This is a genomic window from Streptomyces sp. NPDC002265 (genome assembly GCF_040296125.1).
Taxonomy (GTDB): Bacteria; Actinomycetota; Actinomycetes; order Streptomycetales; family Streptomycetaceae; genus Streptomyces.
The window spans coordinates 1-22346 of the sequence record NZ_JBEOWS010000143.1; the positions used below are offsets into that span (position 1 = coordinate 1).

At 66.3% G+C, this 22346-nt stretch carries 20 protein-coding genes; 14 read left to right on the forward strand and 6 right to left on the reverse strand.

Annotation, left to right across the window (positions count from 1 at the left end):
• Nucleotides 1–53 precede the first annotated feature (53 nt).
• The 5 genes from ABT085_RS24025 to ABT085_RS24045 all read left to right on the forward strand — a co-directional run bounded on the left by ABT085_RS24025 (nt 54) and on the right by ABT085_RS24045 (nt 4932).
• Nucleotides 54–800, forward strand: a complete 747-nt coding sequence (locus ABT085_RS24025) for an ABC transporter ATP-binding protein (RefSeq protein ID WP_351611469.1) — start codon at nt 54–56, stop codon at nt 798–800.
• Entirely contained in the window at nt 782–2371 is a 1590-nt protein-coding gene (locus tag ABT085_RS24030) for a hypothetical protein (protein ID WP_351611471.1), read from the forward strand. Before ABT085_RS24025 ends, ABT085_RS24030 begins: the two co-directional genes overlap by 19 nt.
• Nucleotides 2372–2454: 83 nt before the next feature.
• Entirely contained in the window at nt 2455–2862 is a 408-nt protein-coding gene (locus ABT085_RS24035; RefSeq protein ID WP_351611474.1) for a VOC family protein, read from the forward strand.
• Nucleotides 2863–2898: 36 nt separating this feature from the next.
• On the forward strand, nt 2899–4065 hold the full coding sequence (locus ABT085_RS24040; protein ID WP_351611477.1) for an LOG family protein: 1167 nt from the start codon (nt 2899–2901) through the stop codon (nt 4063–4065).
• A 165-nt stretch (nt 4066–4230) separates the two neighbouring features.
• A complete protein-coding gene (locus ABT085_RS24045; protein WP_351611479.1) occupies nt 4231–4932 on the forward strand; it encodes an LAETG motif-containing sortase-dependent surface protein in 702 nt (233 codons plus the stop codon).
• 75 nt (nt 4933–5007) lie between these two features.
• On the opposite strand, the gene ABT085_RS24050 is transcribed toward ABT085_RS24045, so the two are convergent.
• The 5 genes from ABT085_RS24050 to ABT085_RS24070 all read right to left on the reverse strand — a co-directional run bounded on the left by ABT085_RS24050 (nt 5008) and on the right by ABT085_RS24070 (nt 11145).
• Nucleotides 5008–6027, reverse strand: coding sequence for an ABC transporter ATP-binding protein (locus ABT085_RS24050; protein WP_351611481.1), 1020 nt, complete (start codon nt 6025–6027; stop codon nt 5008–5010).
• Nucleotides 6027–7700: an ABC transporter permease gene (locus tag ABT085_RS24055; RefSeq protein WP_351611484.1), complete on the reverse strand. Its 1674-nt coding sequence runs from the start codon at nt 7698–7700 to the stop codon at nt 6027–6029. The genes ABT085_RS24050 and ABT085_RS24055 overlap by 1 nt, the downstream gene beginning before the upstream one ends.
• The gene (locus ABT085_RS24060; protein ID WP_351611486.1) at nt 7676–8776 is read right to left on the reverse strand and encodes a thiamine ABC transporter substrate-binding protein; all 1101 of its coding nucleotides are present in this window, start codon (nt 8774–8776) and stop codon (nt 7676–7678) included. Before ABT085_RS24060 ends, ABT085_RS24055 begins: the two co-directional genes overlap by 25 nt.
• A gap of 281 nt (nt 8777–9057) precedes the next feature.
• The gene (gene rlmN, locus ABT085_RS24065) at nt 9058–10164 is read right to left on the reverse strand and encodes a dual-specificity RNA methyltransferase RlmN (RefSeq protein WP_351611491.1); all 1107 of its coding nucleotides are present in this window, start codon (nt 10162–10164) and stop codon (nt 9058–9060) included.
• Nucleotides 10165–10389: 225 nt separating this feature from the next.
• Nucleotides 10390–11145, reverse strand: a complete 756-nt coding sequence (locus ABT085_RS24070; RefSeq protein WP_351611497.1) for a GntR family transcriptional regulator — start codon at nt 11143–11145, stop codon at nt 10390–10392.
• Between the two features lie 78 nt (nt 11146–11223).
• Here ABT085_RS24070 and ABT085_RS24075 point away from each other — a divergent pair, with 78 nt between their 5' ends.
• The 6 genes from ABT085_RS24075 to ABT085_RS24100 all read left to right on the forward strand — a co-directional run bounded on the left by ABT085_RS24075 (nt 11224) and on the right by ABT085_RS24100 (nt 14599).
• Nucleotides 11224–11502 (forward strand): hypothetical protein, encoded by a 279-nt coding sequence (locus ABT085_RS24075; protein WP_351611499.1) that lies wholly within the window; start codon nt 11224–11226, stop codon nt 11500–11502.
• 317 nt (nt 11503–11819) lie between these two features.
• Nucleotides 11820–12023 (forward strand): hypothetical protein, encoded by a 204-nt coding sequence (locus ABT085_RS24080; RefSeq protein ID WP_351611502.1) that lies wholly within the window; start codon nt 11820–11822, stop codon nt 12021–12023.
• Nucleotides 12020–12244 carry a hypothetical protein gene (locus ABT085_RS24085; RefSeq protein ID WP_351611505.1) on the forward strand — a complete coding sequence of 75 codons (225 nt, stop codon included), beginning with the start codon at nt 12020–12022 and terminating at the stop codon, nt 12242–12244. The genes ABT085_RS24080 and ABT085_RS24085 overlap by 4 nt, the downstream gene beginning before the upstream one ends.
• 8 nt (nt 12245–12252) lie before the next feature.
• The gene (locus ABT085_RS24090; RefSeq protein WP_502982793.1) at nt 12253–12984 is read left to right on the forward strand and encodes a GntR family transcriptional regulator; all 732 of its coding nucleotides are present in this window, start codon (nt 12253–12255) and stop codon (nt 12982–12984) included.
• The gene (locus ABT085_RS24095; protein WP_351611510.1) at nt 12981–13283 is read left to right on the forward strand and encodes a hypothetical protein; all 303 of its coding nucleotides are present in this window, start codon (nt 12981–12983) and stop codon (nt 13281–13283) included. Before ABT085_RS24090 ends, ABT085_RS24095 begins: the two co-directional genes overlap by 4 nt.
• A 389-nt stretch (nt 13284–13672) precedes the next feature.
• Nucleotides 13673–14599, forward strand: coding sequence for an exonuclease domain-containing protein (locus ABT085_RS24100; protein ID WP_351611513.1), 927 nt, complete (start codon nt 13673–13675; stop codon nt 14597–14599).
• A gap of 278 nt (nt 14600–14877) precedes the next feature.
• On the opposite strand, the gene ABT085_RS24105 is transcribed toward ABT085_RS24100, so the two are convergent.
• The gene (locus ABT085_RS24105) at nt 14878–16479 is read right to left on the reverse strand and encodes a restriction endonuclease (RefSeq protein ID WP_351611515.1); all 1602 of its coding nucleotides are present in this window, start codon (nt 16477–16479) and stop codon (nt 14878–14880) included.
• 415 nt (nt 16480–16894) lie between these two features.
• On the opposite strand from ABT085_RS24105, the gene ABT085_RS24110 reads away from it, so the two are divergent.
• The 3 genes from ABT085_RS24110 to ABT085_RS24120 all read left to right on the forward strand — a co-directional run bounded on the left by ABT085_RS24110 (nt 16895) and on the right by ABT085_RS24120 (nt 22239).
• Nucleotides 16895–17833 carry a restriction endonuclease gene (locus ABT085_RS24110; RefSeq protein ID WP_351611518.1) on the forward strand — a complete coding sequence of 313 codons (939 nt, stop codon included), beginning with the start codon at nt 16895–16897 and terminating at the stop codon, nt 17831–17833.
• A 174-nt stretch (nt 17834–18007) separates the two neighbouring features.
• Nucleotides 18008–18901 (forward strand): hypothetical protein, encoded by an 894-nt coding sequence (locus tag ABT085_RS24115; RefSeq protein WP_351611520.1) that lies wholly within the window; start codon nt 18008–18010, stop codon nt 18899–18901.
• Between the two features lie 146 nt (nt 18902–19047).
• Nucleotides 19048–22239, forward strand: coding sequence for a DEAD/DEAH box helicase (locus ABT085_RS24120; protein ID WP_351611523.1), 3192 nt, complete (start codon nt 19048–19050; stop codon nt 22237–22239).
• The last annotated feature ends 107 nt before the right edge of the window (nt 22240–22346 follow it).

Consider the following 22346-nt stretch of genomic DNA (forward strand, 5'->3'; position numbering starts at 1 on the left):
GGACGGGGGAACGAAGGCAGGGGAATCACGGATCTGAACCGAGGTGTACGCCTATGGAGGCCCCGCCGGACAACGACGTGCTCTGGGCACGCTCCCTGCACTTCACGCACGACGACGGCTCGCCCGCGCTCGCCGGGGTCTCGCTCGGCGTCCGGGAGGGCGAGATCCTCGCCGTCAGCGGCCCGCGCGGCAGCGGCAAGACCACCCTGCTGCGCTGTCTGTCCGGCCTGGTGCGGGTCCGGCGCGGCGAGGTCTGGTTCAACAGCGTCCCCGTGCACACCATGGGCCCCGTCTCCCGGGAACGCATGCGGCGGGACCGCTTCGGCTGGATCGACCCGGCACCGGTGCTCGTGCCCGAGCTGAACGTCTGGGAGAACGCGGCGCTGCCCCTGATGCTGCGCGGCACCAGCCGCCGCCGGGCCAAGGTGGCCGCCCTGGAGTGGCTGGAGCGCCTCGACATCGGCGACACCGCCCGCAGGCGCCCGCACCAGCTGCGCCAGGCCGAACGCCAGCGGGTCTCGATCGCCCGCGCCCTCGCGCCCGCCCCGACGGTCCTGTTCGCGGACGAGCCGACGGCCCCCCTGCACCGCGCCGACCGCGGCCATGTCCTGCGCACCCTCACCACGGCGGCCCGCTCGCACGGCATCACGGTCGTCCTCGCCACGCACGACGCGGAGACCGCCGCCCTCGCCGACCGCAAGGTATCGCTGCTCGACGGGCGGCGCGTGCACACCCTGCACCTGCCGCCGGTCGCCGAGGCCGAGACGGAAGGCCGCGCCGCGTGCTCGCTCTCCGCCTGAGCCGCCTCGCCCACCCGGCCGTCCAACTGCGCCGCCTGCTGGTGGCGGCCGCCTCGGCCGGCACCGGCTTCCTGCTGCTGGGCAGCCTCGGCTACGCGTTGGGCCACCCGGACACCCCCGCGGGCACGCTCCTGCTGCGGCTGGCCTGGTGCGCGGTGCCGCTGGCCGCCACGGTCCAGCTCGCGGTGGCCGTCGCCCGCACCGACCCGGCCACCAGGCCCCGGCCGGGCCTGGCTGCGATCGGACTCGGACCGGCCCGGCTGATGGCGATCTCGGCGACGACGACGGCACTGTCCTGCACCCTCGGCTCCATGGTGGCGCTGTTCCTCTTCCTCCACCTGCGCGGCGACCTCACGGGCATGCCGTTCGACGGCGCGGCGGCGCAGTTCCTGGCGGCCGGCACCCCGCTCCCCCTGGCGGGCGCCCTGACCCTGCTGGCGGTGCTGCCCGCCGTCGCCTCGGCGGCCGCGGCGCTCGCGCTGCGCCCGCGCGACCCGCGGCACCGCCCGGCCCGCACCTCGGCCCGGGGGTACGGCCGCTTCGGCGCGTCCGGCGGGACGGGTGCGCGCGAGACGTTCGGGACCTACGCCAGATTCGGCGCCCGGCTGCGGACGAGCGCGTCCGGCACCTCCGCCTCGGCGAGGGGCACGGGTGCGGACGGGGACCCCGGGCACGGACAGGTTCCGGTCCTCCAGCCGCGCCGGTCCGCGGGCGGCCACGCCGCCGAGGCGGTGCGGCCGGGACCGCACGCCACCGCGTCGCTGCCGGGCGGTACGGACGACCTGTGGTCCGCGGCGAACGGCGCCCCGGCCGCGACCGGCACCCGGCAGGCCGCCGACGGCAGCGCGCGCGCCGGGACGGCCGAAGGCATCTCCCAGGCCGTCGAGGCACCGCAGGAGGACGGCGCCTGGCACCCCGCGGACCACCCGTCCGACCCCGACCCGCAGCAGCCCCCGGCCCCCCGACCGGCCCCCGGCGCGCTGCCCTGGGGCGTGGCCGTCCTCGCCGCCGGCCTGGCCGTGGAGGCCTACGCGAGCCGGTCCACCGGCGCCGGGCCGCGGCTGCCCGCCGGTCTGGCCACCGGCCCCGCGGGCGTCCTGGCCGGCTGGCTGCTCACCGCCCTCGGCCTCGCCCTGGCCGGCCCCGGCCTCACCCACCTGTGCGGAATGCTGCTCCAGGCCGGCCGGCCCGGCGTCCTGCGGCTGCTGGCGGGCCGGGTCCTGATGGCCGAGGCCGCCCGCATCGGCCGCCCGCTCGGCGTGGTCTGCGCCGTGCTGTCGGCGACGTACGCCGCCGTGACGCTGAGCGAGCCCGGCGATGCGTCCTTCGGCCTGCTCACCACCCTGGGCACCCTGCTGGTGCTGGGCTGCACAGTGGCGACGCTGCTCACCGCGGCCGTCGAGGCCAGGCAGGTCCGCTCCGACACCACCGCGGCCCTGCTGCGCCTGGGCGCCCCGAGCACGATGCTGCGCAGCGCGGCCGCGCTGCGGGCCGGCGCGCTGGTGGCCCTGTTCGGACCGCTCACCCTGGTCGTGGCGGAGCTGGCGGCACTGCCGCTGGCCCACCGATGAGTTTCACCGCGGTCCCCGGTCTGTACATCGCACCGCACGACGCTCCGCCCACGCCCGAACCGATGCCTCAGGGGAGACCCCGTATGTACCAGCAGATGATCTTCGTGAACCTGCCCGTGACCGACCTCGACGCCTCGAAGAAGTTCTTCACGGACCTCGGCTACACCATCAACCCGCAGTTCAGCGACGAGAACGCGGCGTCCGTGGTGATCAGCGACACCATCGTGGCGATGCTGCTGACGAAGTCGTTCTACGCCACCTTCACCGACAAGGAGATCGCGGACGCCAAGAAGTCCAGCGAGGTGCTCGTGGCCCTGAGCGCCCCGAGCCGCGAGAAGGTCGACGAGCTGGTCGACCGGGCGCTGGCGGCGGGAGGCATGGTCAGCGGCCGCACGCAGGACCTCGGTTTCATGTACGGCCGCGCCTTCGACGACCTCGACGGTCACACCTGGGAAATCGTCTGGATGGACCCGGCGGCCGTCCAGGGCTGACCCGTCGCGGCCGAACGGCCCTCCTAGCATGGGCGGGTGAATCCGACACCCGCCCTGCCGGGCCGCCCCGTCGAGGGCCATCGCGACCTCGAGATAGAGACCCTGGACGAGTTCGACGAGGTCCTCGCCGAACTCGGCACTTCGCCTCTCCCCCGCACTCCCGGCTCCGCCGGGACGGAGGAGACCCGTCTGCGCGTCCAGGCCGTCGACCTGACGGACCGTACCGACGTCCTGCTGGCCCTGGACGGCGCCGGCGCCGTCTTCCTCGGCTGCCCGATGGCCCCGGAGGCGGCCGCGCACCTGCGCGCCTCGGGTGCCCTGGTGTTCCCGCCCGTGCCTGGCCTGCCCTTCGACCCGTACCGCGGCTTCGTCTACACGCCCGACGAGCTGTTCGCCTCCCTCGACCAGGGCTACGAGGCGACACCGGACGCCCTGACGTACGGCTGGTTCCAGCGGACGAAGGCGAACGGCGACATCTTCGCCTCCATGCTGCGCTCGATCCACGACGACGCCGTCTCCGACGCCCTCGACGAACTCCTGGCCGGCCGACGGGTGGTGGGCGTCATGGGCGGGCACGCCATGGCCCGCGGCACCGAGGAGTACGCGGGCGCCGCCCGGCTCGGCCGGGAACTGGCCCGCGCGGGACTCACGGTGGCCACCGGTGGCGGCCCCGGCGCGATGGAGGCCGCCAACCTCGGCGCGTACGCCGCCCCGTTCGAGGACGGGATGCTCGCCGAGGCGCTGCGGATCCTCGCCAAGGCGCCCTCGTTCAGGCCGTCGGTGGGCGACTGGGCGGCGGCCGCCTTCGAGGTGCGCGAGCGCTGGCCGGACGGCGGGGCCTCGGTCGGCGTGCCGACCTGGTTCTACGGCCACGAGCCGCCCAACGCCTTCGCTGCGCACATCGCCAAGTACTTCGCCAACGCCCTGCGCGAGGACGGCCTGTTGGCCCGCTCCACCGCGGGCGTGGTGTTCCTGCCGGGCGCCGCCGGGACCGTACAGGAGATCTTCGACAACGCGACGCCCAACCATTACGAGTCCCGCGGCGAGCCGACCCCGATGGTGCTCGTGAACCGCAAGCACTGGACGGAGGAGCTGCCCGCCTGGCCGCTCCTCCAGGCGCTCGCGCGGGGGCGCTCAATGGAGGCCCGAATAGCCCTGGTTGACCGGATCGAGCAGGCTCCTGACGTGCTGAAACATCTATGACGGCAACGAATGGGTAAAGTCGACAGCGCGCGGGCGCATATGCATTGACACTGCTTACGCGACACTTATAGACCTGTGAGTCTCCTGGGGACTCTGAAACTCGCCCCGGAGCCACCTCATCTCCGCCACAGCCCCCCGCAGTTGTGCATCCCCCGAAGGGCAAACGTGTCCATATCTCGTCGCACCGCACGTCGTTCCGTGCGTATCCTCGGCGTCTCCGCCGCCTCGGCCGCACTCGCGCTCGGCGTCGCGGGCAACGCCCTCGCCTGCAACATCTCCGAGTTCCAGGACATCAAGGCCACCTGTGACGGCGCCAAGGGCGCCATCAGCGTGACCGACTTCGACGCCTCCAACACCACGGTCACCATCTCCGTGTTCCTCGAGAACAACAACGCGGATGTGCGGACGGTCGGCGCGCAGACGGTCAAGGGCTCCAAGGAGGGCGTCGTCGTCTCCTTCCCGGAGGACTGGCAGCCGAACGCCACCTACCGCATTCTCGTCCAGGCCGGCACGAAGAAGATCGGCGAGAAGACCCTGACCACCCCGGCCGAGGCCTGCAAGGCCGAGGACACCACGACGCCGTCGACCCCGTCGACCCCGTCGTCCCCGGCCGAGTCGACGACCACCCCGGCCGACGACGAGTCCGACAGTGCGTCCCCGGCCCCGTCGGCCACGGAGTCGGAGACCGCCGCTGCCGCCCAGGGCAACGCGCCCTCCGCCGCCGAGGTCGGTGAGTCCAACCTCGCCGAGACCGGTGCGAACTCCAACACCGGCATGATCGCCGGCATCGCGGGCGCCCTGGTCGTCGTCGGTGGCGGTGCCGTGTTCTTCGGCATGCGTCGCCGTGGGGCGAGCAGCAAGAGCTGACCCCGCAGTACGTCCACACCGGTGGCCCGTCCCTTCGCGGGGCGGGCCATCGGCATGCCGGCCCGAAGCCGGCGGTCAGTCGAGCACCACGACGTCCGAGGGATCGAACCGCACTCCGACCGTGTCCCCGGTCTCCGGTGCCGTCCGCAGCGCGCAGGCCGCCTCCAGGCGGGGCGCGTCCCGGGGCTGGAGGTGGACGGAGACATGGGTGCCCTTGAAGGTGCGGGCGGTCACCGTGCAGGGCAGGCCCTCGTCCGCCGGCACCAGCCTCACGCCGGCCGGGCGCACGAGCAGCGTGCGTGTCCCCTGCGGGGCGCCCTCGCCCACCGCGACCTTGCCCCAGGGGGTGTCCGCGGCCTCCCCGGCGACGGTCGCCTCCACCACGTTGTCGAAGCCGAGGAAACGCGCCACGAAGGCGTCCGCCGGCCGCTGCCACACCTCCAGCGGGGTACCGGACTGGGCGATCCGTCCGTCCCGCATCACCACGACCCGGTCGGCCAGCGCGAACGCCTCGCTCTGGTCGTGGGTGACCGCCAGCACCGTCGTGCCCAACCGGCCGAACAGTTCCCGCAGCTCGACCACCAGCCGCTCGCGCAGCGACCGGTCGAGCTGGCCCAGCGGCTCGTCCAGCATCAGCAGCCGCGGCCGGGGCGCGAGCGCCCGGGCGAGCGCGACCCGCTGCTGCTCACCGCCCGACAGCGCGGCGACCGCCCGGCGCGCGGCCCCCGGCAGCCCGACCAGGTCGAGCAGCTCCCCCACCCGGGCGCCCTGCTCGGCACGCGACGCGCCGCGCATGCGCAGCCCGAACGCCACGTTGCCGCCCACGTCCCGCTGCGGGAAGAGCTGGTGGTCCTGGAACATCAGCCCCACCTCCCGCCGGTGCGCGGGCACCCCCGTCTGGTCGCGCCCGTCCAGCACCACCCGTCCGCCGTCCAGGGGCTGCAGCCCGGCCACCGCCCGCAGCAGCGTCGACTTGCCACTGCCGCTCGGACCGAGCACACACACGATCTGGTGCTCGGCGACGTCCAGGTCGACGGCGTCGAGCGCGGCCCGGCCGCCGAACCGCACGCTTGCCCCCGCGAGAGACAGCAACATCAGAACTCCCCCGTCCGATCCGCGCTCCGCAGCCCCTCCAGCAACAGCAGGGACACCGCGCACACCACCATCAGAATCGTCGAAAGGGCCATCGCCTGGCCGTAGTTGAGTTCCCCTGCGCGGCCCAGCAGCTTGGCCACCGCGACCGGCAGGGTCGGGTTGTCGGGCCGCGCGATGAACACCGTCGCCCCGAACTCGCCCAGCGACACGGCGAAGGCGAACCCGGCGGCGATCAGCAGGGCCCGCCGCACCAGCGGCAGGTCGACCTCGCGCCAGACCCGCCACGGCGACGCCCCGAGCACCGCCGCCGCCTCCCGCAGCCGTCCGTCCACCGCCCGCAGCACGGGCAGCATGGTCCGTACGACGAAGGGCACACCCACCAGGGCCTGCGCGAGCGGTACGAGGATCCAGGAGGCCCGCAGGTCCAGCGGCGGCTCGTCGAGCGCGATCAGGAACCCGAAGCCGACCGTCACCGCGGACACCCCGAGCGGCAGCATCAGCAGCGCGTCGAAGCCGCGTACGAACCGCCCGCTGTCGCGCCGGGTGAGGGCCGCCGCGGCGAGCCCGCCGATCAGCACCGCGATGGCGGTGGCGGCGAGCGCGTACGTCAGGGAGTTGCCGACGGCGTCGATCGGCGGCACCAGGAAGACACCCGAGTCGGCCGAGGCCAGCGCCCGGTAATAACCGAAGTCGGGCGTGTCCAGCGACCGCTGCACCAGGACCGCCAGCGGCAGCAGGATCAGCACGGCGACCGTGCCGAGGACACCGGCCAGCAGCGTCCACTGCCCGGCTCCGCGCGGCCGTCGGGCCGTGCGGGCCGGGTCCACCAGCCGCAGCGCGCTCTCCGAGCGCCGTACGGTCCGGGCGTGCACGGCGAGGATCGCGCCCACCGCGGCGAACTGGACGAGGGTGAGCACGGCCGCCGTGGCCAGGTCGAAGATCTCGGAGGTCTGCCGGTAGATCTCGACCTCGAGGGTGGAGAAGGTGGGGCCGCCCAGGATCTGCACCACGCCGAAGGAGGTGAAGGTGAACAGGAAGACCATGAGCGTGGCGGCGGCCACGGCGGGCCCGAGCGCCGGCAGCGTGACGGTGCGCCAGGCCCGCAGCCGGGAGGCGCCCAGCATCCGCGCCGCCTCCTCCTGCCGCGGGTCCAGCTGCGCCCACAGGCCGCCGACCGTACGGACGACGACCGCGTAGTTGAAGAAGACGTGCGCGAGCAGGATCGCCCACACGGTGGTGTCCAGCCGTACGCCCCACAGCTCGTCGAGCAGCCCGCCGCGCCCGACCAGCGCCAGGAACGCCGTACCGACGACGACCGTCGGCAGCACGAACGGCACGGTCACCACCGCCCGCAGCACTCGCTTGCCCGGGAAGTCGAGCCGGGCGAAGACGTACGCGCCCGGGAGCGCGACGAGCAGGGTGAGCGCGGTGGAGGCGAGCGCCTGCCAGACGGTGAACCAGAGCACGTGCCGGATGTCGGACTGCGCGAGCACGTCCGTGATCCGCCCGAGGTGCCAGGCGCCGTCGGACTTCAGCCCGCGCGCCGTGATCGCGGCGACGGGCCAGGCGAAGAACACGCCGAAGAACGCGACGGGCAGGGCCATGAGCCCGAACCGCGCCGCGTTCCCCTTCCGGCTCCCGCGGGGGGCTACTTCAGTACGAGCGAGGTCCACGACTTGACCCACTGGTCACGGTTGGCGGCGATCTTCGCGGGAGCCACGGTCTCGGGGTCCTTGGCGGCGGGACCGTACGCGGTGAAGTCGGCGGGCACCTTCGCACCGGTGACCACGGGGTAGACGAACATGTTCAGCGGCATGTCCTCCTGGAACTCCCTGGAGACCAGGAAGTCGATCAGCGCCTTGCCGCCCTCGGTGTTCTTCGCGTTGCTCAGCAGCCCGGCGAACTCGATCTGCCGGAAGCAGGTGCCCTCGGCCACGCCGGTGGGCGCGGTGGTGGGCCTGGGGTCGGCGTAGATCACCTCGGCGGGCGGCGAGGAGGCGTACGACACGACGAGCGGCCGGTCGCCCTTGGCCTTCTTGCCGCCGGCGGAACCGGAGAACTCCTCGTTGTAGGCCTGCTCCCAGCCGTCGACCACCTTCACGCCGTTGGCCTTGAGCTTCTTCCAGTAGCCCTGCCAGCCGGAGGTGTCGTCGTCGCCGTACTTCGCGGCGGTGCCGAGCAGGAAGCCCAGGCCCGGCGAGGAGGTGGCGGCGTTCTCGGTGACCAGGAGGTCCTTGTACGCGGGCTTCACCAGGTCGTCGAAGGAGGCCGGCGGGGTCAGCTTGTGCGCGCTGAACCAGGCCTTGTCGTAGTTGACGCAGATGTCGCCGTAGTCGATCGGCGTGACCCGGTGCTTGCCCCCGTCGAGCTGGTAGGCGGCGCCGACCTGGTCCAGCCCCTTGGCCTGGTACGGCTGGAACAGTCCGTTGTCGAGGGCCCGCGACAGCAGCGTGTTGTCGACACCGAAGAAGACGTCGCCCTGCGGGTTGTCCTTGGTGAGGATGGCCTTGTTGACGGCCTGGCCCGCGTCCCCGTCCTCCAGGACCTTGACCTTGTAGCCGGACTGCTTCTCGAAGTCCGCGAGCACGTTCTTGGAGACGGCCCACGAGTCGTGGCTGACGAGGGTGACGGTCTTGGAGCCGCCGGAACCGCCCGAACCCGCGTCGCCCTTGTCGCCGGACGAACCGCAGGCGGACAGCGTGACCAGGCCGAGCCCGATCGCCGCGGCCACGAACGTCTTGGTGTGCACTTGATTTCCTCCTGGAGGTGACCAGGAAGAGACGCGGCCCTGCCCGGGGCCGTCGGACGGATCCGCCGGCCCCGGGCAGGGCGCAACAGCTCGAGTGAAGACCGAACTTCCTACCCAGAATGACCTGGGCGAGGTTCAGAGGGTCTGCGGCCCGATTGCCGCACTCTCAGCGCTGTGGCGCTCCCCTGTCGGAATATGAAGATGTACGGCGCCAGACTACCGTCCGACCGATCGCCACCCTACGGCTACCGCCCGGTACGGACGGCTACCGCCGGGTGGGATCAGCGCTCGGTTGCGGCCAGCTGCCCGCACGCCCCGTCGATCTCCTGACCGCGGGTGTCCCGGACCGTGACGGGCACGCCGTGGGCCGCGATGGCCTCGACGAACGCCTTCTCGTCCTCGGGCCGCGAGGCGGTCCACTTGGAGCCGGGCGTCGGGTTCAGCGGGATGAGGTTGACGTGCACGGGCTTGCCCCGCAGCAGGCGTCCCAGCCGGTCACCGCGCCAGGCCTGGTCGTTGATGTCCCGGATCAGCGCGTACTCGATGGACAGCCGGCGGCCGGACTTCTCGACGTACTCGAAGCCGGCGTCGAGGACCTCGCGCACCTTCCACCGCGTGTTCACGGGGACCAGGGTGTCGCGCAGCTCGTCGTCGGGCGCGTGCAGGGAGATCGCCAGCCGGCACTTGAAGCCCTCGTCGGCGAACCGGTGGATGGCGGGCACGAGACCGACGGTCGACACGGTGATACCGCGCTGTGACAGCCCGAGCCCGTCCGGCGCGGGATCGGTGAGCGCCCGGATGGCTCCCACGACCCGCTTGTAGTTGGCGAGCGGCTCGCCCATGCCCATGAAGACGATGTTGGACAGCCGGGCCGGTCCGCCGGGCACCTCACCGTCCCGCAGCGCCCGCATCCCGTCCACGATCTGGTGCACGATCTCGGCGGTCGACAGGTTCCGGTCCAGTCCCGCCTGCCCGGTCGCGCAGAACGGGCAGTTCATGCCGCAGCCCGCCTGCGAGCTGATGCACATGGTCACCCGGTCCGGGTAGCGCATGAGCACCGACTCGACCAGCGTCCCGTCGAACAGCCGCCACAGCGTCTTGCGCGTGGTGCCCGCGTCGGTGGACAGATGCCGCACGACGGTCATCAGCTCGGGAAGCAGCGCCTCCTGGAGCCTGCCGCGCGAGCCGGCGGGGATGTCGGTCCACTCCGCCGGGTCGTGCGCGTACCGCGCGAAGTAGTGCTGCGAGAGCTGCTTGGCACGAAACGGCTTCTCCCCGATCTCGGCCACGGCGTCCTTGCGCTCGGCGGGCGTGAGATCGGCAAGATGCCGCGGCGGCTTCTTGGCTCCACGGGGGGCGACGAAAGTGAGTTCTCCGGGTGCAGGCATAACACCTTCAGTGTGGCAGATCATCGGCGGGTCCCCAGGCCAGAGCGGGGTGGGGGTGGTCACCCCTGGGCGGCCTCTGTCAGCTTCTGTCGACCTTTCACGGCCCAGGGACGGCCCAGGAATGATCTTGCGCGAGGCCCCTGACCGGCCATGAACGGTGGCAGGGAAGAGTCGGGGGCGGTCGCGGGTGTTGATGCCCCGCGCCCGCCCCCGATTTACTGACGATCAACGATTGATCGGAATCTCGTAGACGATCTCGCAGTGAGCGACGGGCACCACGATGTCCGCCGTCTCGACGGGCCGTCCGTCGTCGCTGTAGTACGTCCGCCGGATGTGCGTGACGAGCGCGGCCTTCTGGATGCCGAGCAACGACGCCTCCTCGGCGGTCGCCGTCCGAGGCTCAGGCTGCTCCACGGCGTGGCTGATGGTGACACCGATCGCGGCCATGCGTTTCACGACACCGGCCCCGGCGTGCGGCCCACCCTCGGGTAGAACGACGAGGGTGCCGGCCGTGAGGTCGTACGGCTCCCAGCTCGTCGACAACTGCACCGGCCTGCCGTCCGCCAGGAACTCATAAGCCGTCCGGACACACAGCTCGCCCTCGTCGATCCCGAGCCGCGCGGCGATGTCGACGGGCGCCGGCACCTTGGCGTCGGTCCGACTCTCCCAATCCCCCGCCCTGCCGATGTCCCGCATGTCGGCCCGGAACGGCGACCCGTCGCGTCGCCCCCGCGCCGCCGACCGGACCACCCGCACCCGCTGCCGGGGCTCGGCGACATACGTACCCGATCCCGCGCGCCCCTCCAGCAACCCCTGAGAGATCAGCAACTCCTGCGCCCGGCGCACCACGTTCTCGCCCACGCCGCACTCCTGGCCGATCTGGGTGCGAGAGGGCAGCCGGTCACCCGGCTCCCATATGTGCTCCGCGATCCGCCGCCGGAGTTCGTCGGCGATGCGGAGATAGGGCGGCTGCTCAGGCATATGGAAAATCTAGTCCACTAGCCCTAATCTAGTTAACTAGCTTCACTCAAAGTGATCGCCGGTGACGGAGGCTGCCCTGTGCCCGCTTCGGGAGTTAGCGCGGCTGCCATCGCCGCCCGACTGTCCGCTCTCGGGCTTCCCACACAAGTGGAGGAACACGGGAGCCACACGACGGTCGAGGCGGAGATACCGGAATCGCTCTCCGCCGAGTCATGGCGGGAGGTCCTCGACGTGGTGGCCGACGCAGACCGGTTCGGCCTCCTCGCCACCAGCCTGAACGGCCGCACCCTCTGGGCGGCCGTACGCAAAACGGTCCCCACGACGGGCGATGTCGGGGGACCGAGCCATCAGCGATAGGAGCTGAACAGCGTGCTCAACCGTATCCGCCGAGCCGTGGCCCTCACCAGGGCGCGGTACTCGTCGTCGCACTCCCCCAAGGGCAGGCACCGCCGCTCCTTAACACCGGCCGAACCACTGGCCGCTCCCGCCTTCCCCGTATCCGCGGACCCGTTGACGCTCACCCTGAGCTGGCCTTCCACCGCCACGGACCACCGAGACTCGCTCGCAGCCGAGGACATCGCACTCGTCCGCCCGTACGTGCTGGCCTGGGAGAGGCGCATGCGGTCGCGCTCGACGGTCGCCGTTACCCGGTCGACTCTCGCGGGAGCCCTCTGATGCCAGTCCGCAAACAGCCGCAGCCGCACGCCTCGACTGTCCCCTACCAGTCCGCGGCCTGCCAGATCGGCACCCACCCCTCCTGCGCGGAGCTCTCTCCTGGCACGACGTTGCTGGACGACGTACCGGTGATCTACGAGACGTGCGGCTGCCCGTGCCACTCGGCACCCGACCGATCCCGACCCGCCGAGGAGCTCCGGTGAACAGATGGACCCCCGCCGGCGCACTGGCCTCCCACATCGAGGTCACCGCGACCACCGTGCAGCGCGGCGACATCATCCAAGTCGGCGGCCGGGCCTGCCGGGTGAGCGACCTCTTCCAACTCCCCCAGGGCGCCAGGCAAATCCTCTTCGAGTCGGGCGAGCTGCTGACCATAAACGCGCGTACTCGGCTCGCGGCCGTACGCATGCAAAGAAGGCGGTGATCCGATCCGTGCCTTCTCGTCAACACGACATCGCCGACGACCTCCGCCGGCAGATCACGACCGGTCGCATCAGTCCCGGCGAACGCCTGCCCTCCGAAGCCGCCCTGGCCAGCCAGCACAAGGTCAGCACAGTAACGCTGCGGAGGGCCTTGGCGGTGCTCCAGACTGAAGGCCTCATCGAGAAGGTCCAGGGCAAGGGGAACTTCGTCCGCCACCCAGTCCGCAAGATCGTGTACGTCGGCGGCTGGGGAACGCTGGACCCGCGGACCGCGGCCGAATCGGCCCTGCGCGTCACCGTTCGCAGCACAACGGTGCAGGCCCACGGGCATCTGACGACCCTGCTGAAGGCGCCCGCGGGCAGCCCTCTCGCAGAGTTCTCCTGCACCAGCTTCGAAGGGGAGTCACCGCACGGGCTGGCCCGCATCTACATCCCGCGCGACCTGGCACCTGCCGGACTACTCGACAACGCATCCGCAGACCGGGACCCCATCACAAGATTCGCTGTCCTCACCCTCCCGCCGGCCGCTGCCCAGGAGACAGTCTGTGCCCGCCCACCGACACCGGAGGAGGCATCGACCCTCCGGATCGCCTCCACCGCGCCGGTCCTCGCGATCACACGCATCGCGACCGCCCCCACCGGCCGAGTCGTCGAAGCCGCACTCCTGGCCTTCCCGGGGGACCGCATCGACGCGGTCTTCACCACCCACCACGTGCTCGACGAGAGGCAGACGCAAGGATGACGCCCCAAAACGAACTGCGCCTCCTCCCGTGGTCGGGCCCGGAGGGCAAGCCCTGCTACCTGAGCACCGACGACCGGGACGGTTACATGTCCCGCTTGGCGGACAACATCGAGGCAGTCCAACTCGGCACGGCAGCCGAGCTCCTGGAGCAGGCCCCGGAAACCCTCGGCGACGTGAACACAGACCCAGATGAACTGCGACGACTGACGGGACAACTGGCCGATGCCCTACGGAACGTACTCCGCATCGCCACCAGCCGCGGCCACCTCCTAGCGGCGAGCGAACCCAACCGCATCTGACAAGGGACCGTACCGGCCTCACCGCCAATCACGACCCTTCCATCCCACACAGGGAGGGGCACCTGGGCGCCAACCCGGATGCCCCTCCCTTCGCGTTAGGCCGGTTCCGACTGGTGCACCGCTCCGACAACCCAGCAAGCCTCCCTCAGTCGACTGAACATCAGCGGCCAACAGTCAGTCATCCAGTTCCACCTCAGGGCACGTCATGCCATCTACATGGCGCGGCAACAGGGTTCGCACACACAGCTCCGCCCACGGGTAGTCAACGGACCAGTGGTCCCTTGACGCACCTCTCGGAGGGAATGCTGTGACTCTGAAGACGCTCCGTTGATCACACAACTACTCCCTAGTGCTCTCACCGAATCCACACATCTTCGGGAGGGTGCGGCGTGAGCGACGCTTGGGTTGCTATCGACTTTGAGACTGCCAACGGGCACCGCGGGAGCCCGTGCGCTGTTGGCCTTACTGCCGTCGAGGGCAGCCGCATCACGAACCGGATGTACACCTTGATCCGCCCTCCCGCCGCGCACAGACACTTCGATCCGTACAACACCCTCATCCACGGCATCAGGGCGGCTGATGTCAAAAATGCCCCCAGCTGGGGCGAAGCCCTCCAGCAGATCTTGAAGTTCACCGAGGGCAAGACCCTCGTAGCACACAACGCGGCCTTTGACTTGGGGGTACTTCGCGACGCCTGCACGGCAGAGGGAAGCGACTGGCCTACGTTGCGCTACGCCTGCTCCCTTGTTGTCGCCCGGAAGACTTGGCGACTGATTTCCTACGCGCTCCCCGAGGTTGCTGAACACGTTGCGGCTCCACTATCGGATCACCATCAGGCTGGTGCCGACGCAGACGCTGCTGCGCACATCATGCTGGCGGCTATACGCCACCACGAGGCCAGCAATCTGGATCAACTCCTTAGCGAGTTGGACATAGTTCACGGCACCATGACCCCCAACAAATGGTCCGGCTCTCACAGCAAGGGACAGAGAAAGCCTTCGGCTCCACTGCCCGGCGCGAACCCAGACGCTGACCCCAATGGCGCCCTTTATGGAAAGACGGTTTGCATCACCGGAACACTCAGCAGGATGACGCGGGCAGAAGGGCATTCCGCGCTCGCTCATGTAGGCGGAATCCCGGTGGCTCAGGTCAGCGGTAAGACAAACGTCCTCGTGGTAGCGACACCCGACCCTCGGCGGTTCGCCATCGGTTCAGAGAAGAGCAGCAAGCAGAAGTCTGCCGAGAAAATGTTGGAAGCTGGGAAAGACATCGAGATTATCGGTGAGGCGGATTTCATCGAACGGCTGAACAGCTGAACTCGGGGTACGGCGGCTGAAGCGCTGCAGTTGGAAACGACGGGAGCGAGGGCGCCCGACCGCTCCCGTTGGTGAAGAGCGTGGGAAGTGTGATCACCAAGCTCTTCCTTCTTGACCTGAGACTTGCCGGAATCTTGCCGAGTCGCGTTTTTACTGCTCAGGAGCGGTGGGCTTGCGCGTCTGGTGGTCGTCGCTGGTCGTCATCGGCCACTATCGAGGCCTTGGACGACCCAGGGAACGGCGCAACTTCTTGGGCTGAGTGGGCGGACGGCCCGGTCTCAGCGTGAGGGGCGCCTCTTCGGGGGAACCGGTCCAGGGATCACGTCTTTACCAAGGTGTTCCTTGATCAGGTACTTGAGTTCCGGCCCCTCGATGAGTTGGAGCCGGCCGTGCTGGCGAGCGAAGTCGTGGCTGGCCCTGCCGAACCACGACGTGGTGATCAGGATTCCCTTGGCTGCTCGCTTGTGCTCGACGACCCCGGCAAGTGCCTGGACCGACTCGACGCCGACAAGCTTGCTGTAGCGCTTGGCCTGGATGATGCACTCACCGTTGAAGACGGGGTCCTTGCTGACGGCCACCGCGTCCACGCCCTCGTCCTTGGACGCCTGGGTGTTCCAGGCCTCCATGCCAATCGCCTCAAACAGTTGGCGAATCAGGTGCTCGAACTCGGTGGGCGTCAGCTTCACCAACACGGGCCTGCTGTCCAAGCCGGCGACTACATCCATGCTGTCCATCAGCCGGTACTTCGACAGGTCGAACTCGACGATGGGACGAATCGGTTCGAGATCGTAGGGGTTTGGAGACACCAGGGCGTTGAGCCCCCTGAGGCACTGCGCTGGATCAACCTGACTGAGACGGAGTTTCCCAAACTGCTCCCTACTGGCGCTGAGCGTCACCAAACAGGGTGAGACCTCCTGACCGGTCGCCCGGTCAATGGTCTTCACATGACCGTTGAGGATCACGCCATTGACTACCCGGTCCGGATCACTTGTCAGGACCTCGTGGACTGTCCTCAGAGCGACTTGCGCCAGGACGGAGGCGTACATCTCCTTGCGCTCCTTCTCCGGACGGGTCAGCACGGTCGTCTCGTCTCGGTTCTTCACGTACCGGTAGCCCCGTGCGATCGGAACGATTGCCTCGGGAGGCAAGTGGATCTCAACGAGTACGTCTCCGGTAGCAGGGCGGAAGGCGATCCGATGCTCGTGGGGGAAGCCCACTGGATAGTCCGACGCATCCAGAACAGCCCCTAGGTGCGCCTCGACCGCCGCGGGCTCGCCGGCCCTGTATGCCTCGCGCTCGTCGTCCAACTTGCCGTTGAAGGCCGCCACTTCGTTAAGAGCTCGCGTTTCGACCAGGCGGTGCTCGGCGCGCTTCCGCTCCAGTGTTGCCAGTCGCTTCTCTTCGGCTCGACGATGGCGTTCCTGTGCTTCGGCGAACCGTACACGCGACTCGGCGACTTCAGCTTCATGGCGCTTCCTGCCAAGACCCAGGACAGCAGCCAGACCCCCAGGCTCCGGTGGCGCGAACTCTTCCCAGCGTGGGGAAGACACCGCACGGGACCATGGACGCTCGTCCAACTCTCTTGGGGTGTGGACCCTCCGTCGGCGCTCAAAGGTCATTGGCGGATCGCCAACCAACGCGTCACGGAGCAACTGTCCGAGCTGCTCAACCTCGTGTTCGACCCCGATCGTGCGTACCCGCGCCTGTTCAGCCTGTTGCTCCTGATACGCGGCCTTTCGCTCGCGTTCCTGCCGCTTGTTGGCCGTCTCGGCAGCCTTGCGTTCCCGCTCCGCTTGTCGAGCCCGTTGCTCCTGGGCACGTTGTAAGGCTTGCTGCTGCCGCTGAGATTCGTTGCCTCGGCCGCTGCCCCGCTGCGCCACTTGTCTACCCCTCCCCTGGCCTTACTCCGCCAGAGGGCTGCATTCCCCTTCCACCTCACAGAATCACGCAGGGCAGGGGCATCGCTTCAGCCGGACCGGGCCGTGTGCCGTGGACTCAAGCCGCCTGCGCCTCAACCGATGACAGTGAGCCACGATGGCGGGTTAGTCGACCGAGCAGGCGCGGGTGTGCCTCGTTGCACTCCCTCTGGCCTCAACCACGCTGTCGACCTGCGGCGGAGCGGTGTTGGTGCTTGGTGGACAGCCGACGGTTCCCCGCGGGTCCCCGCACAATCTGGCACGGCCCCAGTTCCGCGACCATCAATCACTGTCGTACGGGCAGATCACCAGACGGTAACGCGGTACCGTGATTGGTCAGTCACTGTGTGGTCGCGGTGACCGGTTGAGGAGGGGGACCATGCAGTCCAGCGCGCGTAAGACGATGAACCCAAGCGCCTACCTTGCTCTGGTCGAGGCACTGACTGCGATCTTCTGGAACAAGAAGCCCTTCGAGATGTACGTCAGGGCCATGCTGAGGGATCACAGCGAGTTGCTGGCGCGACTGGACTTCGTGGCCACCAAACGAGAAGTGTCGGGCCAGTTGGTCAATCTCCTACGATCCAATGAAGCCCGGTACCTCGATCTGACGGTCGCGCTCATGCTCGACATCGCCGATATGGGGACATTTCCGAACCTGAACTCGCAGCCCGACAGCCAGATCATGGTGACCAAGGCGACAGCAGCAGTAGCCGAGTTGAAGCGCTGGACGGTCAAGCAACGCGAGGTCATCGCTGAGCATGAGGCCGACGCGGCCGACATCGCCGAGAACGCGAAGAATGCCCAGGACGGACGAGCGTTTGCCGAGGCCCATGAGGACCTGAAACAACGCTTCATCGCGATGCATGGGGCCGCCGATGTTCACCAGCGGGGCCGTGATTTTGAGGACTTCATCAACGAGTTGTTTGCTCTGTACGACCTAGAGCCACGGGCGTCCTACAGTCTGGACCACGAGCAGATAGATGGTGCGTTCTCCTTTGACACAGACCACTACGTCTTGGAAGCGAAGTGGTGGAAGGAAACCATCGGTCGCTCACTGCTGGACGTCTTCAAGACCAACATCGAGCGGAAGGGCAAGAACACGCTGGGCCTGTACATCAGTATGAGCGGCTTCACCTCTGACGCCCTGGCGGTGTACAGCTACAGCACTCCGTTCATCACTATGGATGGCCTTGACTTCATGGCAGTACTGGACCAGCGCATCCGCTTGGAGGAGCTAATGCGCCGGAAGCGGCGGCATGCGAGTGAGACAGGGCACTGCTTCCTGCCAGTCGCAAAGATCATCTCCGAGGCTGAGTAGAACGGCCGTCAACAGGGCCGAGTGGGACGGAAACTAAAACGGGCCGGGTGCGGCAGATCATTGGTCTCGACCATCATGGGCTTAGTTATGCATCCAGGACGCTGGCTGCCTGGTCTCGGGACTATTTTTCACATGAAGCCGCTATGACCCTGTCACAGGCGGTAATGTGTTGGCATGGATGCGACGAGTGCAACGATTGGCCCTAGAAGTCCACTTGCGCTGATCGATCAAGCACTCGCGCTTCTCGCTACCGAGGTGACACTGCGCGAGGATCCTGGGGCGCTCACCCATACGGTGATCGTCGCTGACGGTCTGGAAGCTCCCAAGGTAGCTGAATCTCTAGGGTTGTATTTGGTTGGGGCTCTCGCCGGCGCCATACAGCAGGATGCAAGCCTGTGCGATGCCATGCTGCCGACTGGGCTTGAGGGCCAACGAGAAATTGAACAGGCCGTTCATCGACTGGTAGGCACGAACAACCAGTTTACGACACGGCCTGAAATATCGTTTCGCGACACCAAGAGAAACGCTTGGATAGCAGAAGGGGTCATGCATGCCCTGTTGATGATTAGGGCTCGCTCCGCAAGCGATATGCTGGACGGCCCCGTTCAAGCATTGGCCGATCTTCACACTATCCCGACGCAGCAGGGCTTGGATGCGCTAGCAATCTACAGCGACGCCTCGGGGCCAGTCGTCGCAATCGGGGAGAGTAAGGCGTCCCGCGACGACGGAAGCGCGCAGCTAACTGAGGCGGCGACAATCTTTCGGGATATCGATGAAATGAAGTATGGCCCTGAGTTGAGGGCCAAACTGGGCGCCCTAAGGCGGGTAATACACCCAGACCTGGCAGATAAGGTCTCGAACGCACTGTGGCTTGAGCATCGATGCTATTTCCCGATGGTAGTGCATGAGACATATTTCGATCTCAAAGCGAAACGCGTCGTATACGGCCGCCTTTTCCCCTCGATAGATCGCAGACGAGTCATCGGAGTGAAGCTCCAGGACTTCCAGGAATTCTTCGACGATGTATCGGATGCAATGAGAAGTGCAGTCAGGGAAGTGGTTATCTGATGTTCAATAGCGGAATAGATCAAATGCTCTCTAGTCTGCCGGCATTGCAAGACCTCGACGCCTCAACAGTCCGCAGAATTCTGACGCGGGCGTGGGCAGACTGCGTTGACAGACGAGACTTGAGCAGTTCTGAGACGCTTGACAGCATGTTGGCACCGGAAGAGCATCAACGCGATTTGAATGATCTGCGCAAGCTTGCAACGGCACTTGAGGCTCACGCGATTCTGAACGATGAACTGCCGCGCGATGTGAGAAGGTCTTGCGCATTTGTTGCCGCTGAAGCGCTGAGTATTGTGGCGGAGGCTGATGCCGAATCCTATGAGCTGAGGAACGTCTGGCTTTTCGGTAGTCAAGCAAGATACACGATCGTCGAGACAGCGCTTCTTTATTTGATCGCGGGGTATGATTCAAATGCGGCTCTGACAGAGCAAGGGATTGGGGATGAGCTCGTCCCGACATCCATCATGAGCCTTGCCGAAGAATGGGTGCTTCAGCAAGTCCGATCGCTTCTAACGCTGAGCTCTCCTTCCGCTGACGAGTTTCCAATCCTAGAACTGCAGAGCCTTGCTCTGAGCGATCGCGCCCGCGCAAACATCCTTCTTATCATTGGAAAAACAGTACGAGATCATGTTCTCTGGCTAACCTACGGTGAGTCGGTCGGCAATGACTCAGAAGAATTGCATCAGCTTCTCTACAGAATGGAGCATGACTCAGACGGACGTCCGACTTCCGCAAGCCATATTGACTTGCATCATCTACTCTTGCTTCTCACCCTTGCCATCGAGGAAACATCAGCACGGGCGCTGAGAAGCGTGCCCCCGCCGGCCGATGACTCAGGAAGGTTTCTGCGGTATCAACGGTATCGCGCAAAGAACCGCCCTTTGATGTGGCCTGGGGTGCTTGAGTATGCAAATAGAGCCTTTCCGGGGCCTCATTCTCACGCCGTAGTATCGGTCCCCACTGGGGCTGGAAAATCCGCTGTTGCCGAGATAGCAATAGCTCAGGCTCTCCGGGATGGATGGGTTCTATACCTGGCGCCAACAAACGCCCTCGTTGGTCAGATAAGGCGCGAGATAGGAAAGGTATTCCGTGCCGATGAAGGTGTAAAGGTCAGAGAATTCCTTGGCGGGTCAGAGTATACGGAGCTGACCGGCGAAGCGATACGGGATATTGACGGTCGCTCAATTCTTGTTATGACTCCCGAGAAGTGCTCTCTCGCTCTCCGTCAAGCTCCTGAAATCTTTCTCGATCTCTCGCTATGCATCGTTGATGAAGCACACATGATCGGAGCTCAGGACTCCCGAGCAATCATTGCCGAGTTGGTGGTCGCTGAAGTCCTACATCGAGCACCCGATGTCAAAATCCTAATGCTCTCCGCCCTGCTCGCGAACCCAGGCGATATTTCGGCCTGGCTGCGAGGGACCACCGGAAGAGAATCGATCGTAATAAATCCGCCATGGCGCCCAACAAGGACACTGAGAGCCATTGTTGGTTTCGATGCACATGAAGCATCGGCATTGGAAAGTGGGGCTAAAACGGCACTTGAAAAACTGCCGCCCAGGCGAGTCAATTACTCCTTTGACGTCCCTATCTCCTTGCTCCTTGGCCTGCAGGGCGCCTGGCAGTCCAACGACCTCTCTGATTACAAGCTCATGCATACGAATGTCAAGGCAGGTCTGATATATAAGCGGGGCGTTGGAGCAGTTGATGACGGTTATTGCAATAGAGTAGTCAAGTCGCTATCTCAAGCTCTAGGTGAAAAGGATCAAAGGATCCTGGTATTCCTGCCCCGGAGCAGGCATGACAGCTTCTCTTGCGCCCTACAATTGAACGGATTCTCAGTAGGCACGAACACCTCCGCAGACCCTGATATTAATGCGCTGATGAATCTCGCGGACGCAGAAATTGGGGCTCCATCCTTGCTCCGAGGTGCGCTCTTGAAAGGGGTTGCTGTCCATACGGGTGCCATGCTTAGAGAGGAGCAGCGAGCTAGTGAGATCTCGTTTGAACGCGATCGCGCAAGGGTCCTATTTGCCACTGGAACACTTGCTCAAGGGCTGAACCTTCCTGCCACAACAGTAATCGTTGGTGGAACGCAGATTGGTTGGGATCCTGATGCTGATAGAGAGGAACAAGACAGGCGAGCACAGGCCCAGCTGTTGAATGCAATCGGGCGGGCTGGCCGAGCTCAGGTTTCGTCGCGGTCATTGGCGATCGTCGTACCAAACCGTGGACTTGTATTCGGACGCAACGTAAATATAAACCAGGCCATCGGAAAGGCTAGATTTCTAGCCAAGGAGGATGCGTCCAGTGAAATAAAAAGTCAACTTGACGGGATTATAACGGGTTCACTGGACGGGACTCTCAACATCGGGGAAATGACGGCGGCGGAACAGTCCGCCTTCACATTCTTGTCCTTTGCCGGTAACCGAGACGATGCACGAGGCGTGATCAAGAAAAGCTGGGGTGCCTATCGAGCCAATGCTGTAGACAGGGCGTCCGATGTCGCGGAATCCTTGGAAAACATAGGGGCTAGCTTTCTGCGCTCAACTGAGTCCCCTGAGTGGGTCGCTCTGGCGGCGCATCGTGCTGGAATCCCGCTAGCGGAATGCGTGTTCATCTACAAGGAATTGCGGCAGCGACTCGAAGAGATGGGGCCACCTCAAGAAGTTTCAGAGTGGGCTTCAGATCTTCTCGGCATCCTTGAAGGGGCAGATTTCCATACCTTGCATTTCTTGAAGCAGGAGGACTACGGCGGGACGATACTTAAAGATCTATGGGCTGATGCAGAAACATCTCGCGCTGAAGCATGGCAGGTGTTTCATGTCGTGCTTCAAAAATGGATGGAGGGAGCGCCGCTACTAAACATTGCCAGTATCGCAACAGGTAAAGACACCGAGGGGAAAAACGGTCGTGGGCAGGCCGACCCACTGCCAAAGATGATCCGCATTGTAAATGATGGATTCGGGTACAGCTTGACATCTTTGGCGGGCGCAATCGCAGCTGTTGTGGCTGCCGGCCGTGAACAAGAAACAGATGGACCTTGGGACCTCGATGAACAAAGTCTCCGATCTTTGAATCTACTTCCCTTCGCTATCCGCTTTGGTGCCGATAGCCCGGTCCCCATTGCCTGGATGCGTGCCGGGGCGCGGCCGCGAGTTCTAGCTCACAAATTGAGTAACCTGGCACTCTTGCCTGATTTTACAGATGACGAAGAGTTGCGCAGAATGGCGGTCCGGATGCTCTCCAGCTATCCCGAGTCCATCCTGGCTGATGTGGATTCTGCAGAAGATGCAGAGCTCATACTGGCCATGCTGGCGGCGCGGAAGATTACTTGAGGTCGGTGGAGTCTGATTCGAAAATCCACCACCCCCGCAGCTCAGACCGCTTCTGTTGATTGGAGGGACACTTGATAACCGAGCATGTTGAGCTGGCTGACCAGGCG